The organism is Duganella sp. Root198D2 (assembly GCF_001428585.1).
Classification (GTDB): Bacteria; Pseudomonadota; Gammaproteobacteria; order Burkholderiales; family Burkholderiaceae_D; genus Rugamonas.
Genome location: NZ_LMIC01000009.1, coordinates 41,410 through 55,943, shown reverse-complemented (window position 1 = coordinate 55,943; position 14,534 = coordinate 41,410). Strand labels below are relative to the sequence as shown.

General features: G+C 59.4%; 18 protein-coding genes and 1 pseudogene. 12 read left to right on the top strand and 7 right to left on the bottom strand.

The features are described 5' to 3' along the window. Positions 1-116: 116 nt before the first annotated feature. The gene (locus ASE26_RS10690; RefSeq protein WP_082591331.1) at positions 117-2,885 is read right to left on the bottom strand and encodes a M12 family metallo-peptidase; all 2,769 of its coding nucleotides are present in this window, start codon (positions 2,883-2,885) and stop codon (positions 117-119) included. A 41-nt stretch (positions 2,886-2,926) separates the two neighbouring features. Between ASE26_RS10690 and ASE26_RS10685 the strand changes: the two genes are divergently transcribed. From ASE26_RS10685 to ASE26_RS10680, 3 genes and pseudogenes are all read left to right on the top strand, one after another. Then, positions 2,927-3,427, top strand: a complete 501-nt coding sequence (locus ASE26_RS10685; protein WP_156398092.1) for a hypothetical protein — start codon at positions 2,927-2,929, stop codon at positions 3,425-3,427. Then, positions 3,402-3,492, top strand: a pseudogene (locus tag ASE26_RS32045) (exonuclease); the annotation flags it as partial. The gene ASE26_RS10685 and the pseudogene ASE26_RS32045, both read left to right, overlap by 26 nt. Positions 3,493-3,596: 104 nt before the next feature. Continuing rightward, positions 3,597-4,022: a tol-pal system YbgF family protein gene (locus tag ASE26_RS10680; protein ID WP_229207209.1), complete on the top strand. Its 426-nt coding sequence runs from the start codon at positions 3,597-3,599 to the stop codon at positions 4,020-4,022. Between the two features lie 109 nt (positions 4,023-4,131). Here ASE26_RS10680 and ASE26_RS10675 read toward each other — a convergent pair whose 3' ends face one another. Next, a complete protein-coding gene (locus tag ASE26_RS10675) occupies positions 4,132-4,680 on the bottom strand; it encodes a 2OG-Fe(II) oxygenase (RefSeq protein WP_055933830.1) in 549 nt (182 codons plus the stop codon). A gap of 121 nt (positions 4,681-4,801) precedes the next feature. Here ASE26_RS10675 and ASE26_RS10670 point away from each other — a divergent pair, with 121 nt between their 5' ends. The 6 genes from ASE26_RS10670 to ASE26_RS29810 all read left to right on the top strand — a co-directional run bounded on the left by ASE26_RS10670 (position 4,802) and on the right by ASE26_RS29810 (position 7,934). Then, positions 4,802-5,542, top strand: a complete 741-nt coding sequence (locus ASE26_RS10670) for an NUDIX domain-containing protein (protein WP_156398093.1) — start codon at positions 4,802-4,804, stop codon at positions 5,540-5,542. Positions 5,543-5,684: 142 nt separating this feature from the next. Continuing rightward, positions 5,685-6,116: an HD domain-containing protein gene (locus ASE26_RS10665; RefSeq protein WP_055933834.1), complete on the top strand. Its 432-nt coding sequence runs from the start codon at positions 5,685-5,687 to the stop codon at positions 6,114-6,116. After that, positions 6,113-6,559 carry a hypothetical protein gene (locus ASE26_RS10660; RefSeq protein WP_055933835.1) on the top strand — a complete coding sequence of 149 codons (447 nt, stop codon included), beginning with the start codon at positions 6,113-6,115 and terminating at the stop codon, positions 6,557-6,559. Before ASE26_RS10665 ends, ASE26_RS10660 begins: the two co-directional genes overlap by 4 nt. Positions 6,560-6,584: 25 nt before the next feature. Next, positions 6,585-6,989, top strand: a complete 405-nt coding sequence (locus ASE26_RS10655) for a WxcM-like domain-containing protein (protein ID WP_055933837.1) — start codon at positions 6,585-6,587, stop codon at positions 6,987-6,989. Between the two features lies 1 nt (position 6,990). Then, positions 6,991-7,338: a hypothetical protein gene (locus ASE26_RS10650; RefSeq protein ID WP_055933839.1), complete on the top strand. Its 348-nt coding sequence runs from the start codon at positions 6,991-6,993 to the stop codon at positions 7,336-7,338. A 224-nt stretch (positions 7,339-7,562) separates the two neighbouring features. Continuing rightward, positions 7,563-7,934 carry a cupin domain-containing protein gene (locus tag ASE26_RS29810; protein ID WP_055933842.1) on the top strand — a complete coding sequence of 124 codons (372 nt, stop codon included), beginning with the start codon at positions 7,563-7,565 and terminating at the stop codon, positions 7,932-7,934. Positions 7,935-7,944: 10 nt separating this feature from the next. Here the strand turns inward: ASE26_RS29810 and msrA are convergent, their stop codons facing one another. Then, on the bottom strand, positions 7,945-8,472 hold the full coding sequence (gene msrA / locus ASE26_RS10640; protein WP_055933843.1) for a peptide-methionine (S)-S-oxide reductase MsrA: 528 nt from the start codon (positions 8,470-8,472) through the stop codon (positions 7,945-7,947). 151 nt (positions 8,473-8,623) lie between these two features. Here msrA and ASE26_RS10635 point away from each other — a divergent pair, with 151 nt between their 5' ends. Both ASE26_RS10635 and ASE26_RS10630 read left to right on the top strand, forming a co-directional pair. Then, positions 8,624-9,130, top strand: a complete 507-nt coding sequence (locus ASE26_RS10635; protein WP_055933845.1) for a flavin reductase family protein — start codon at positions 8,624-8,626, stop codon at positions 9,128-9,130. A gap of 36 nt (positions 9,131-9,166) precedes the next feature. Further along, a complete protein-coding gene (locus ASE26_RS10630; RefSeq protein WP_055933847.1) occupies positions 9,167-10,345 on the top strand; it encodes an acyl-CoA dehydrogenase in 1,179 nt (392 codons plus the stop codon). 64 nt (positions 10,346-10,409) lie between these two features. Here the strand turns inward: ASE26_RS10630 and ASE26_RS10625 are convergent, their stop codons facing one another. Genes ASE26_RS10625 through ASE26_RS10615 form a run of 3 tightly spaced genes read right to left on the bottom strand, consistent with a single transcriptional unit; the run spans position 10,410 to position 12,906 of the window. Continuing rightward, positions 10,410-10,844, bottom strand: coding sequence for a hypothetical protein (locus tag ASE26_RS10625; RefSeq protein ID WP_156398094.1), 435 nt, complete (start codon positions 10,842-10,844; stop codon positions 10,410-10,412). A gap of 11 nt (positions 10,845-10,855) precedes the next feature. Then, the gene (locus ASE26_RS10620) at positions 10,856-11,404 is read right to left on the bottom strand and encodes a hypothetical protein (protein WP_055933851.1); all 549 of its coding nucleotides are present in this window, start codon (positions 11,402-11,404) and stop codon (positions 10,856-10,858) included. Next, on the bottom strand, positions 11,404-12,906 hold the full coding sequence (locus ASE26_RS10615) for a hypothetical protein (RefSeq protein ID WP_156398095.1): 1,503 nt from the start codon (positions 12,904-12,906) through the stop codon (positions 11,404-11,406). The genes ASE26_RS10620 and ASE26_RS10615 overlap by 1 nt, the downstream gene beginning before the upstream one ends. Before the next feature lie 30 nt (positions 12,907-12,936). Between ASE26_RS10615 and ASE26_RS10610 the strand changes: the two genes are divergently transcribed. After that, the gene (locus ASE26_RS10610) at positions 12,937-13,410 is read left to right on the top strand and encodes a group II truncated hemoglobin (protein ID WP_055933855.1); all 474 of its coding nucleotides are present in this window, start codon (positions 12,937-12,939) and stop codon (positions 13,408-13,410) included. On the opposite strand, the gene ASE26_RS10605 is transcribed toward ASE26_RS10610, so the two are convergent. Then, the gene (locus ASE26_RS10605) at positions 13,385-14,512 is read right to left on the bottom strand and encodes an alpha/beta fold hydrolase (protein WP_057246184.1); all 1,128 of its coding nucleotides are present in this window, start codon (positions 14,510-14,512) and stop codon (positions 13,385-13,387) included. The two genes, ASE26_RS10610 and ASE26_RS10605, sit on opposite strands and share 26 nt — an antisense overlap. Positions 14,513-14,534 lie beyond the last annotated feature (22 nt).

Genomic DNA, 14,534 nt, shown 5'->3' with positions numbered 1-14,534 from the left:
GGGCTCTACCGCGATGCACCCTCGATATCTCCAACAGTCGTCAGTAATACCTAAGCCCTCCCATGTTGGCGTAAGAACCCCGGCGGACTGCAACGCCGAGGCCCGCAAGGAGTGCGCTAATTGATAATGAAATTCGCGTTCGATACGTCAAAGAACACGTTGCCAATCGCCTCAACCTTGATGCGTGCAGCATTCGTCGCCACCGATGGCAACATCACCGCTTTGCTGCCACTGTTTGGCGTACTTGAAGCAAGCACGTAAGGGAAAGTCAGGCCGCCATCCGTCGACAGGCTGATTTTTACATTGGCCGTACTCACCGGCGCCGCAGCAGTATTCGCCACATTCCAGGTCACGTTCAACTGCGAACCACGCGCCACCGACACCGCGGTATTCGGCGCTGTGACCAGGAACGGACCCGCGCCCGTCGCCAGCACCAGTGCAGTCGCCGCACTGCCCACGCCCCCATGGCCATCACGGGCCGTCAGGCGGAAGTTCAGTGTCGCCGGCCGCGCATTGACTTTGCTGTAGCCGGTATAGCTCGCCGTGGGCAGGAATTCCGAATAGCAGGCGATATTTGCGGCGGTCGGCGGCGATGCCGCAGCCGGGCAGGAACCCGCCTCCGCATTGGTATTGTTGGCGAGAATCTGCGCCATGTCCGGGAAGGCGCGGGTCGGATCCGTGCTCACGACATTCTCTCCCGGCGAACCATAGAGCAATGCATCGCTGTCGCTGACAACCGCCTGCAAGCCAAATTGCCGGAACAGCGGCCCATTGGCCTTGCTGTTGCTCATGAGGGCCGTGCCGCCTGTACCTGCGCGGTCGTTCTGCTCCCACATATAGGTCATCTGCTCGCCTTCCGCATTGCTTGCGCTGCCAGTCAGCGCGAACGGAGTGCGGATCGGAATGTTATAGGTTGGCACCACGCTGACCACCGGCGTGCTGTTGCCCGTTTGCGTGACAACGCCACGCTTCCTGGTCGGCCCGCCTGCCACAATCTCGTTCACGTGGCCGCTGCATCCGCCGGAGCAATTGGCCAGTTGCAGTACCCCGGCCGTCACCCCGGCCAGCGAACCGCCGAAGGTGACGGTGAAGCCAGCATCGCTGACGGCGCTCACACTGACACTGGCAGTCGACGGCCAGCCAGGAATCGACTGGATAGCCGACTTGATTCCATTCGTCGTGTAATTGGTGCCGCGAACAATCGGCGCGGAGGCATTGCCGCTGTAGGACAGCGTGAACTGCTGGCCGTTGGTCGTGAAGCCGCGCAGCACGCCCATCTGCACCGAGGTCAGGTTCGATTCAGTGCCCGATGTGTAGGCCGTGATTTCATCGAAGCTACGCTGCGACCAGTACGCGTCGCTGTGGGTCTGCAGGTTGTCGGTGCCGCAGATGCCGGCATAGGCCATGATGGAGGAACCGCTACCTGGTTCCACGGAAGTGCTTGCGTTACGGTTGCCGCCGGCGCAGCTGCCGGTGGTGCCGTTGAAGGTGTGGTTGCCGGCGAACTGGTGACCCATTTCGTGCGCCACATAATCGACTGCATAGAAGTCGCCCACCGGTGTTGGAATGCCGGTGCATCCTTGCGCCTTGTAGTTGCCGCCGACTACGCCCAGGCTGGCGATGCCGCCGCCATTCAGGCCAAGGGCAATATGGCCGACATCGAAATTGCCGGCACCGGCGAGCAGGCCGACGACCGTGCGGTTGCGCGTCAGCGTCGCGCCGCTGCAGCCGGAAGCCTGGTCCGGCGTGAAGCAGGCGGTGGCGCCACATGGGCCGTTGGCTCCGGTCATCTGCGCATCGGTGTCCAGGTTCAGCGCATCGGTATTGTTGATCAATACCAGCCGGATCGAAGTTTCGTCTTCATAGACTTGCGTCACGCGGTTAATCAGGCTGACCTTCGCTGCCGTTACGTTTGCGCTGCCGCCGAAATAATTGGCGTAAGAAGGATCCGTCAGGAGTGCCAGCCGATAACTGCGCAGCTGCGTGCCGGCTGCCGCTGCTGCACTGATCTCCTCCGGCACCACATGGTAGGAACTGGTCGTCGCGCCGGAGCCATCTGAAGCGGTGACAGAATAAGCACCGACCCCACGCGTCGGGTCTGCAGCAAAGGTGGCCGATACCACGCCGTCTTTGTCGGCCATCGCCACCATGCTGTGAACGGGACCAAAGTCCGATCCTTCGTTGCGCACGGTAAGGGTGACTGACGCGCCTGGAGCGAAGCCAGCGCCCCGCACTTCCACTTCATCACCAGCGTGGACAAAACTGCGCGTGAGGATCACCTGCGGCGCCTTGATTTCACCTTCCTTGAAAGGGCCATGGCGGTTTGACAAATCGCGCGCGGAGTAGCTGGTGTAGACGCTGTCATCGAGGTGATGGGCCGGATCGACGTACCACGCACCATTCGGCGAACGCACCGAAGCACGCAAGCCAAGCGGCGAAATATCCATGCGCAAGGTGGCGGATGGATCGTCGATGCCGCGCCCGGCGTAAGTCCTGATCTCCGGATGTTTGGCGGCCAGTTCCGGCTCCATCACTGGCGAATCCACGACACGGAAGCGCTGGTAGCCGCCCTGCGGATGCGGCAACGAGATGATGACATCACTTTGCTTGGCCGATTGCGCACGTTCATGGGGTGCGTGCGCAAGCATCTGCGCCAGCGCGGCACGGTCCAGCGTCGCCGCATGATAGTGGCGCGGCAGTGCTGCGGCATTGGCACTCTTGCCGTGCACGCGCTGCACATCGGCCTCTCCGGCATCGCGCCAGTAAGCGCCGCTCGCCTGCACCGGGATATTTCGCTTGCTTGTGTTTTCTGCTGCCAGGGTATTCACAGCGCTGAAGATCAATGCACTCGCGAGTGCGAGCTTTAGTGGGGTATGCGTAGTCATTCCGTGCCTTGTTAGTTGGAAGGTTGTTGAAGGTGGAAACTGTGCAACTACTGCAATGGAAGAGTATTTCGGAATTGATGAGTTACCTCAAGCGATGTTCGATTGACGCGTCGCCAGAAGAAGACACAGCAAGCCGCGTGCAAGCGCCGTGCTACCATTTGCCAAGTATCAACACCGGTCTCGACATCGTGCTGCTACTCAACCAGCTTTTCCAGGGCCACGCCCAGCACCCGATATCTATTTCGGTTCGCCTGACACTGACGCTTGTCTTGCTGTCCTACTTTTACCGGGGTTTCACCTGGGCGCGCGTAGTTACCGGCTTACTGCTGCTTGTCACAACAATCGATTGCGCCGTCGCAGCGGCTTCGCGGCAATCGTGGGTCTTGTGGCCACTGCTGGCAACGTATGCATTCGCGCTGTATGTTGTATTTCTCTCGCCTTCAGTGCGGCGATTCCTCACAGCGCAAAAAGCAAAACGCACTTACATTCCGCAGGAAGCTCCGGCGCACATCAACAATGAACGAAATTTACATCAGCACTGACGTCGAAACCGCCGGACCGATTCCTGCGCCTCACTCAAATGCTCAGCTTTGGGTCCGCAGGTATTGGTGCCGCAAACTGACGGCCTTGTGAACTCATGAAGAAACTCCTGCTAGTGCTGCGCCAGCGGCTGCGGAGCGAAAAGCTCTCCCGTTAAAAATTGATGCGGAGGTGAAAAGACTGTCTGCTCAGGGAGACCAGCTCGCTAAAACCGGCAAGTTTAGCGAGGCTATTCCAGTTTACTGGCAAGCGTGGGATATCCTTCCCGAACCAAAACAGGATTGGAATGCCGCGTTATGGCTCTTGGCTGCAATCGGCGATGCCAACTTCGGCTTCAAGAACAAAGACTACGTAGCATGTCGCGATAACCTTTCTTACGCCATGCGTGTTCCGGGGGCCATCGGCAATCCCTTCCTGCATCTGCGTTTGGGGCAATGTCAGTTCGAGCTTGGAAATATGGGAAGGGCTGCAGATGAACTGGCGCGCGCCTACATTCCCGAGGGAAGAGCCATCTTCAAAGAAGATGATCCCAAGTATTTGGGATTTATTAAATCGAAATTGAAGCCGCCTCCGGCGGGCTGGCCGAAAGGATGGTGAACTTTCTGACGCGCGGGTATTGAACCTCACACGGTTTCGGAAGCCCAAAGGAGACAACTCGACTGCTCGATGCGCTCCGCAATCAGCATCCAGGTAAGCCGGACGCGATTTAGCTGCTCCGCTCGTACATGACATCCGACCTCAACACGTATTTGGTGCCCGCGCTAATCTCCGCGCCCTGGTGCGACTGGTTGTGCGGGAAGACCAGCAGCATACCTTCGTGCGGCCGCACGGTCTCCCACCTGAACTGGGTGTCGCCGCCTTCGAAGCCGGCATTCAGGTAGATCAGGAACGTGAGCATGCTCACCTCGTCCGGCGATTTTTCGAACGAGCCGTCTTTATGCCACTTGAAGTATTCACCGCGGCCATAGCGATAGAAACGAAAACGCTCATTCAGCCCTTGCAGGCGCCATTCGCCAATGGATGCAGGCAGTAGAGGGGCCGCGCGCTTGAACAGCAACTCGGCCAGGCATGGATCGTCGAAGATTACCCGGTCGTTATTGCGGATATCCTCGCGTCGGACCGATCCCATCGGCAGATTGACTTCAGACGGCTGGTAGCCCATCTGTTCGCCCATTTCGATGTAATGCTGGCATTCGGCCTTATTCAGGAATTGGTGCACCGTGAAGATGCCGAGGCCTAGTTGTTCCACTTGCATGATGTCGCCTTGGTTTTTATCTTAGTGCGCATATTACACTAACTTAGCTCCTATTTTCACTAAGTTATTTTTAATTATCACTAAGGCGGTTACAATGGCCGCTCAACAAACGAGGGCATCCATGAGCGGCAGCGAAACAGAGCAGGAATTTCTGCGGAAATACAATATTCACGACTTTGACGTTCCGCTCACCAGCGTCGACCTGGTCATCTTCACGATTCGTGAGCAGGCTTTGCACGTGTTGCTGGTCAAGCGCGGCGAACATCCGCATAAAGGCCGTTGGGCTTTGCCCGGTGGCTTCATCGACATCCATCGCGACAAAGATCTCGATGCGACTGCGCTGCGCAAGTTGCGTGAAAAGACCGGTGTGGAAGCGCCCTATCTGGAACAGTTGCAAGGCTTCGGCAGCGCCACGCGTGACCCGCGCGGCTGGTCAGCGACCTTTGCATACTTCGCCTTGATCGGCTCTGATGGCATGGAGCTGCGCCATGGCTCCGGCAGCGACGCGGCCAGTTGGCATCCGGTGGAAGGCCTGGCGGCACAAGATGCGCTGGCCTTTGACCATTCCGCCATCGTCGACGTGGCCCTGCAGCGCTTGCGCAACAAGGTTGAATACACTTCGATCCCCGTGCATTTGCTGGCGGCTGAATTCACGCTGTCAGACCTGCAGCGCGTTTACGAAACCATCCTCGGGCGACCGGTGGAAAAGAGCGCGTTCCGCAAGCGGATCAAGGAAGGCGATTTCCTCGAAGAGATTCCGGGCAAGCAGCGCCATGGCAGCAACCGCCCGGCGCAGATGTATCGTCTGCGCGCGGGCCATCCAACTGTCTACTTCAACCGCGTGATGGGCGCGGGCGGCTGAACTCTTCGATGTACATTGGCGTAAGTCGAAGTGCTTCGAGCTTCGCAACCTGGCTATATCGCGTACGAAGACGAATAGCAAGTCGCGGCCGAGCCCTTCAAGGAAACTCGAACGTGACATTAGACTTGAAAGTACGTTAACCATGGCTACTCTCGAACGAGCTATTGAAATTGCCTCTGCCGCACACGCTGGCCAGGTCGACAAGGCCGGGCAGCCCTATATTCTTCACCCGCTACGCGTGATGCTTCGCCTCTCAAGCGATTACGAACGCATGGCTGCGGTGCTGCATGATGTGGTTGAAGATACGCCGGTTTCGCTGGCGCAGTTGTCCGAAGCAGGCTTTCCGGCCGAAGTCATCGCAGCCGTCGAAGCACTGACCAAGCGTCGCGGTGAAACCCGGCTGCAGGTAGCAGCGCGCGCGGCGTCGAATCCGATTGCGCGCGTCGTCAAGCTCGCCGACAATGCAGAAAATATGGACCTTAGCCGCATCGCCAATCCAACGGAGAAGGACTTTGCGCGCATTGAGGAATATGCGCAGGTTCGCGCACTCTTGCTTGCATCGGATTCAAATTGACTCGTACTCTCGACATCACACTGGCGCTTGGACTTGGGGCTGCACTGCTGACCGCAGTTTTCATCTTCGGTGATCCCGCATATTTGGGGCCTTGGTATTACGTGCTCGCCTGGTGCGGCCTGGTCGGCCTGGTCCAGCTCACGAAGGCACCACCTTTATCTACGCTGGGTGCCGCAACCGCGTTGACGGCGACCTTCCTTGGCTATTGGGCATGGCAAGCCTCGCTGGCACGACCGGAAGGCTTGCTGGGCCTGGGCCATCTTTTCTCGCTGCCAGGCCTTGCGTTGGCCGCAGTGCTTGCGGCGTTATACGCACGTCGCCGCTGCTTCAAGCCCGCGACTGCATTCGCGATGACTTTTGCTGGATGCTGCGCTGGCTTCGGAGTCGCGCAGCTCGTCGTTTGCAGGACCGCTCTTTACTGCGGCCCGATATCGGGGATGTGAATTACTCTTCCGAAGGAGCACCGCCATGGCGACACCTGTTGGACCATTCGATGCCGTCGACACTTTCCTGCACCTTGGCCCGGAAGGGACTTCGGTCCCGCTCGAGGTCAACGAATCGTTCTGGCAGGACCTGACTTCGGGCGGCTTTGCCCACCTGGGCCCGGGACGGTTGGTGTCGACGTATGACTTCAGCGAAGACTGGGCAAGCTGGGAGCAGCACCCTGCTGGTGAAGAAGTCGTCGTGCTGATTTCCGGTGCGCTCGAGTTTGTGCTGGAAACGGATGACGGCGAGCGGAAGATAAAGCTGGACCAGCCCGGCCAATTCCTGCTCGTTCCGCGCGGCACGTGGCACACCGCAAACGTCCCGCAAAACGCCAAAGCGCTGTTCATCACGCCCGGTGAAGGCACCGGTCATCGCCCAAGGTCATAGGATGCAGGAAAAAACGAAGGCGCTCGCGCCTATCCTGTCTTTGATCAGTAAGTCGGAAAAGGCGCAGCAAAAGGTAGCGCCGGGAACATGGCAGCACGCGATGCTCGGAGCAAACCTCAAGGCCTTGCATATTGCCGTTATCCTGTTCAATGAAAACCAGGGTGCGGCTGCCCGGTTTGAGCAAGGCGAACTGCAAGCGGCCATGCAAAGCTTGGCGTCAATGATCGAAAAAACTGAAGACGCACGAACCAGATTCGCAGCGGGAACCCCGCAACACACACTCTTGAAAAACAGGTTCAATGCGCTGCGAGCGGCTGAAGCCCGCGTCGGCGCCGCACAAAACCGCTAGACCACTACCCCCCGGGCGCCTTATCAAGGCTATTACGATCAACATGGCTGTGCCGATGAGCGAGCGAACGATCCATTACACTGGCCTCAAACATTACGTGGAGTGTTCGCGGTATGACTTCGCAACGCAATACGACGACGTGGAGCTCAAGTAAAGACCAGTACCTGACGGTTTGGCATGATCTCTTTCAAACAATGACGTTCTGAATTTCAAAGGTACTGCCCATGAATGATGTCGTTTCGCCGAACCGGGTTGCAGCCAGCCTGGACGAATACTGGTCACCTCGCGTAGTGGCTGAGCTTGACGACTCCTTCGTCAAGGTTGCCAAGGTCCTTGGCTCGCTCACCTGGCACAGCCACGAAGATGAGGACGAACTTTTTTACATCCTCAAAGGCTCGTTGGCAATCGAAATGGAAGACAGGACGGTCGTCCTGCATGAAGGCGAAACGTTTGTCGTCCCCAAAGGCGTGAGGCACAATCCCGTCGCGGAGCAAGAGTGCCACATCATGCTCATCGAACGTAAATCCACGCTGCATACCGGTGCTGAAGTGACTGAAAAAACGCGCAGTCTCGCAGACCAATTACGCCCGGTATAGGAAACTGGCTCTAAGTCTTGAGCTTTTCGGCGTACATCTTGCGGAACTTGGCCACCTTGGGCGCCACCACGAATGCGCAGTAACCCTGCAGCGGATGCTGGGCGAAGTAGTTCTGGTGGTAGTCCTCGGCCTTGTAGAACGGCGCAGCGGGCGCCAGTTCGGTGACGATCGGTGCATCCCAGACGTGGGCCATTTCGGCGATCACCTGCCGCGCAGTGGCTTCCTGTTCGCCGTCCTGGAAGAAGATCACTGATCGATACTGGGTGCCGACATCATTGCCCTGGCGGTTCAGGGTAGTCGGATCGTGGATCGTGAAGAAAATGACCAGCAGGTCGCGATAGCTGATCTGGGTCGGATCAAATTCAAGGCGCACTACTTCAGCGTGGCCGGTTTCGCCGGTACACACCTGTTCATACGTGGGATTCGGCTGCGCGCCGCCCATGTAGCCGGATTCGACCTTGGTGACACCTTTCGCCTCCAGGTACACCGCTTCGGTGCACCAAAAGCATCCACCGCCCAGGATTGCTACTTCAGCCATATCGCCCTCCTCACGTACCGGAAGTATTACTGTAGCGCAAATCGGCGCGCACTGCTCAAAAAGTGCCGCCTTAGCTAAAATCCCCGTCGCTTTCGCCAAAGGTTAGACTATCGTTCTTTGGCATAATCTCTTTGAAACAAACAGGTCCCGCATGAATACCAGCTCCCCACGCGCCGCCGCGCGCGAATTCGACAGTGCGCATTTTCGCCAGGCACTGTCGCAATTTGCCACGGGTGTGACCGTGATTACTACGCGGCTCGCTGATGGCAGTTTCCGTGGCTTGACGGCCAGCTCCTTCAATTCCGTCTCGCTCGACCCGCCATTGGTGCTGTGGAGCCTGGGCACCGGCGCCAACAGCCTGCCCATTTTCAGCGGTAACTCGCACTATGTGATCAATGTGCTGAGCGCCGACCAGGCCCATTTGGCCAAGCTGTTTTCGACCCGCACGGAAGACCCGTTCGGCACGGTCGAATTTGAGCTGTCGCGCACCGGCCAGCCGGTCCTGAAAGGCGCCACGGCGTGGTTTGAATGCCACAACCGTAGCCGCTACCCGGAAGGCGACCACGTGATTTTCGTGGGCGAGGTCGAGCATTGCGAGTTTGCCGGGAACGCCCCGCTGGTTTTCCACGGCGGGAAGTTCCGTGACCTGTTGAAATGATTGATTTTTTATAAACAAAGAGAGACAGGAAGCATAATGAGCAAAGCCGCATTCCACTGGGACGATCCCCTGTTGCTGAACGACCAGCTTACCGACGACGAGCGCATGGTGCGCGACGCCGCCGCGGCTTACTGCCAGGACAAGCTGCAACCGCGCATCCTGGAAGCCTTCCGCCACGAGCAGATGGACACCTCCATCTTCCGCGAAATGGGCGAACTGGGCCTGCTGGGCCCGACCATCCCCGAGCAATACGGCGGTCCTGGCCTGAACTATGTGGCCTACGGCCTGATCGCGCGCGAAGTGGAACGTGTCGATTCCGGCTACCGTTCGATGATGTCGGTGCAGTCCTCGCTGGTGATGGTGCCGATCTATGAATTCGGCACCGAAGCCCAGAAACAGAAATACCTGCCAAAACTGGCCACCGGCGAATGGATCGGCTGCTTCGGCCTGACCGAGCCTAACCACGGTTCCGACCCAGGTTCGATGATCACCCGCGCCAAGAAGGTGCCAGGCGGTTACTCGCTGACCGGCTCCAAGATGTGGATCACCAACTCGCCAGTAGCCGACGTATTCGTCGTGTGGGCGAAAGACGATGAAGGCGCGATTCGCGGCTTCGTGCTGGAAAAAGGCATGAAAGGCCTGTCCGCACCTGCGATCCACGGCAAGTTCGGCCTGCGCGCCTCGATCACCGGCGAAATCGTGATGGACGAAGTGTTCTGCCCTGAAGAAAACGCCTTCCCGGATGTGCGCGGCCTGAAAGGCCCGTTCACCTGCCTGAACTCGGCCCGCTACGGCATCGCCTGGGGTGCACTGGGCGCCGCCGAAGCCTGCTGGCACACCGCCCGCCAGTACACCCTGGACCGCCAGCAGTTCGGCCGTCCACTGGCAGCGAACCAGCTGGTGCAGAAGAAGCTGGCCGACATGCAGACCGAAATCACCCTCGGCCTGCAAGGCTGCCTGCGCCTGGGCCGTATGAAGGACGAAGGCACCGCCGCTGTCGAAATCACCTCCATCATGAAGCGCAACTCCTGCGGCAAGTCGCTGGACATCGCCCGCGTGGCGCGCGATATGCTGGGCGGTAACGGCATCTCCGACGAATTCGGCATCATCCGCCACATGGTGAACCTGGAAGTGGTCAACACCTACGAAGGCACGCACGACATCCACGCCCTGATCCTGGGCCGCGCGATGACCGGCATCCAGGCCTTCCAATAAAAAAATGGGGACGTACCCCATTTTTTGAGCAAGCCCCGCCGCGAGCGGGGCTTGTTGTTTGCGGTTACACCGGCTGGGTCAGGAAGTTGAGGTTGGCAGCGGCGCTGGCCGTCCCTTTCGCCGCACCCTTCTTGCCATCCGTTGAGAGCTTCTGCCAGCGGTCGACGAAATCCGATAGCGCATGCATCAGCGCTACCTGCTTGTTTTCCGTGGCGATGATTTCGCCGAGCGCTTTGTGCAGGCGGCTCGATTCATCCACGATCTTCTGCGTGGGCGATTCGGTCGATACCGGGCCGAAGCGATGCATGAACGCTTCATGCGCATCGCGGAAGCGCGCAATCATGTTGGCCATATCGAGATAGGCAGCAGCTGCGGCGGCTCGTGCGCCGTCGGTGCTGCCGGGGTCGGAGGCGGCATCTTCGAATTCATTCTGTTTCGCTTTAAGTCGCTTCAGGGAATCGAAGTAATCCAGCATGTATTGTTCTGTGAGTGACGCCATCTTCGCCTCCATTAGTTATTAGCCTTCTTTTCAGCTTCTTCGATTTTCTTCTTGCCTTCTTCAACGCTGTCTTTCACAGCCTTGATGAAGGCTTGCAGTTCGCTGCGCCGGATATCCCAGCCAAGTTCTTCGCCCATCTCCGCCAGCCTTGCCTGCGCGGTGGATGTGCCGCTACGGGTATCCGTGATTGGCGCCAGCAAGGCTGCCACAGCCGCCTCGTTCCTGGCATTGGTATCCGAGTACTCGGCCTGGCTCAATGCCAGCCCTTCCGTATTCGCGACCAGGTTATCGATCAGGGTTGCCGACAGCTTGTCGCCTGCGGCTACACGCGCCTGCAGGTCCCGCTGCTTTTCGCGGTCGACGAATGCTATTGCCTTGCGCTGGGCCAGCAGTGAGTCGGCGCGTGCTTTCATGGAATTGCCCTCTACCCTTCGAAACTCGGTAAGGGACGACTCGAGCTGGGCAATCAGGCCGACGCCATGGTTTGCCTGTTCCATCGCGGGCTTGGGAGTGGAGCAGCCGCACAGCGCCAGCGCGGCAAACATCAACGGAATACGCATTATTGAACTCCTTTTGCGATGAACAGCAGTGCAATCGAGTTCACCAGGCTGGTGATGTCTTCCTTGCGTACGCCCGCGTCGCCATACTCCGCGAGCTGGTTGATGGTCGACGAGATCAGCACATTCCACTGCGCGATATTGCCTTCCGCATAGGCGATGGCACGTTCATGGTCGAGCGCATTGCGCTGGATATCCGTCTTGTTCACCTTCGCAGCCAGGCGCCCGTTGGCATCGAGGTAGGAGGCAGCGCTCTTCCACACCTTGGTTTTGTCCTCAAAAGCTTTGCCGGAAGTCGCTTTCGTCGTTTCCACAGGCGCCAATGCAGCCCGCAGCTGCGTCGCCGCCATCTCTGCGCTTACGGTTTGCAAGGCTTGATGGCCATAGCTCAGCGAACGAAGCTGCTCGAGCTGCCAGTTCATTTTTGACTCGAGCAGTTGCAGCTCCATCGCCTGCAACTGGGCGTCCTTGGCTGCGGCGTTCGCCTTGGCCTGCTCCAGGTTGCGCAGCAAGAGGGCCGCCGCCAGGCGCGGCTTCTTCGCATCGGCAAGCGCCACGTGCGCCTGGTCGAACCATTCGGCCAGGCTGGCCAGCGCCGCGCTGGTGGCATGGCTTTCGCCCTTGCTGTCGACATTCCCGGCCAACGAAGCCAACGTCGCATCAAGCGCCTTCACCCTGTGCTCGGACACGAACTGGCGCGAGACAGGATCCGGCAGCTTTTCGATTTTTGCCAGCGCATCGCCAAGCTCTTTGGCGATGGACTTCAACTTATCCTGCGCCCGGGAAGGTTCTGCGGAGAGCTTTTCCAGCTCGCCGCTGTATTCCTTCGATAATTTGGCAACCTGGTTGCGCGCCGCAAGGCTGGCCACCTTGGCGTCGATCATCGCCGAACGCGCGTCAGCCACTGCCTTCTGGGTGATCGCCAGCGCACCGCCCTTGAATTCGAAACTGGAGCCGGCAGTCAGCCCGCTGCCCGAGCACTCGTCAACGGCGCTCATCCATGCTGCGCGCAGATATGCCGGTACGCCGGCATGGGACTGCAACCAATTGTCAAACGACTGCGTCACCAGGCTGCTGCAAGCAGGCATCTCAACGCCAGCGCGCGTAAACTCGATTTCCGCATCGTGCAGGTTGCCCTTCGCCCTTTCTTCTTTCCTGAGGGCGGCGGCCCAGGCGACAGCGACTTGCGGCGAACCGGCCAGCGCCAGCAACTGCTTCTCAATCGGCTCCTTCAACTGCGACGCAACGCTGCCTTCAAATACCATGGCGCGGATCAGCGCATCGCGTTTGGCCTTCTGCAGTGCTTCTTCAGTCTTGAGCTGTTCGGCCAGCAGGGCTGCTTCACACTTGCGCGCGGCGCTGAGCTGGCCGGCGATATCGACCGACTTCCACGCTTCCTTGGCAGCCTCGCCCTGCTTGTGCCGCGTTTCGCTATACACTGCACAACCGGTGAGGTTGAAAAATGCCGGCAGCAAGGCGGCAATACATATCGTTCGAAATTGCAAGCTACTCCCCTATTCAAAAGGACTGGCACTATGCCCCAAGATCACGTTCCAACTTTGTACGAATGGGTTGGCGGCACCGAAGCCCTGAACCGCTTGACCATTCGTTTCTACCAGCACGTCAAGGCCGATGCACTACTCGGCCCGGTCTTTGCCCACATGGGCGACCACCACCCCGCCCACGTTGCTGCCTTCCTCGGCGAAGTGCTGGGCGGCCCGTCCGCTTATTCGGAGGCGCATGGCGGGCACGCGCACATGATCCAGCAGCACCTGAACCGCCACCTGTCGCAGCAGCAACGCCGCCGCTGGGTGGCGCTGCTGCTGGAGACTGCCGACGAACTGGCCATGCCGGACGATCCTGAATTCCGTTCCGCCCTGGTGGGCTACCTGGAATGGGGCTCGCGGCTAGCCGTCATCAACTCCCAGCCCGGCGCCACGGTCGATGCCGACCAGCCGATGCCGAAATGGGGCTGGGGCGAGGTCAAGGGGCCGTATAACCCTTCGTAGCGCGTTTGCCGGGCTTCAGTGCCAGCGGGCGCACGTAGGTCAACAGGCTGGCCAGCGTCTTGCCCGGCTCTTCCCACGGCATCATGTGCGCCGAATGCTCGAACCATACGCTTTGCTTGTATGGCGCCTTCAACTGCGCCATCCATTTCACCACCGGCGCGGTTGGCGTGGTGTAGTCATGCCGGCCGAGGAACATCACGACCGGGATCGGGAACTGCCTGATGCCGGAGAAGTCCACCTCCGTCCATTCTTTCAGCACCGTGCCCAGCGTCATCTCGCTGCCCTCCCCGATCGCCTCCCAGTCGGCCTGGTCGTATTCGGGCGACAGCATCGGCGCGCGGAAGAAATACACCGAGTCGTTCTTGTAGGCGCTCAGGCCGCCGTAATACTGCGGCCACTTGCGGGCGACGATGATGCGCTCGCGCGTGATCGGCTCGTTGCCTGGATAGGGCGCGATGCTTTCCATCTCCTTCAGCGCTTCGGTGTTGTTGTGCTTTTTGGCCTGCTCGACGCCAAAGTCATAGCTGATGCGTTCGTTCTCGCGCATATTGGCGATCTGGCCGATGCCGACGTAGGCGTAGAACAGGTCCGGCCGTTTCAGCACGGCGCGCGTGGAGACCACAGTGCCCCAGCTATGGCCGATGATAACCAGCTTGTCCTTCTTGTATTTGGCGCGCAGGTGTTCGGCTACTTCGATCGCATCGTCGACGAAACGGTCAATGCGCAGCGTGCCGGCCACCGCTTCCCTGTCATTGGCGCGCAGGGTCTTGCCGACCGCGCGCTGGTCGTAATGCGCGACGGTGAAGTATTCCTCGATGGGACGCTGCCATTGCCAGGTGGTCGGCATGGCCGGCGATGCGGGGCCGCCGTGCACGAACAGGATCATCGGGTTGGACCGGTCCTGGCCGCGCACATTGATCCACTGGTCGATGCCGCCGATCCGGGTCTTGTAGGTTTCCTGCACGCCTTTGGGTGCAACGATGCGGGTCAGGTCTTCCACGGCGGCGCGGGCGCGCATGCACGGCGGAGATTCGGCGCAGGTCTGCGCCATCACAGAGCTGCTGATCCACAGGGCAGCCAAGCCCAGCCAGGCTGATTTCATGCAGGTCCCTTTCGACAATCTT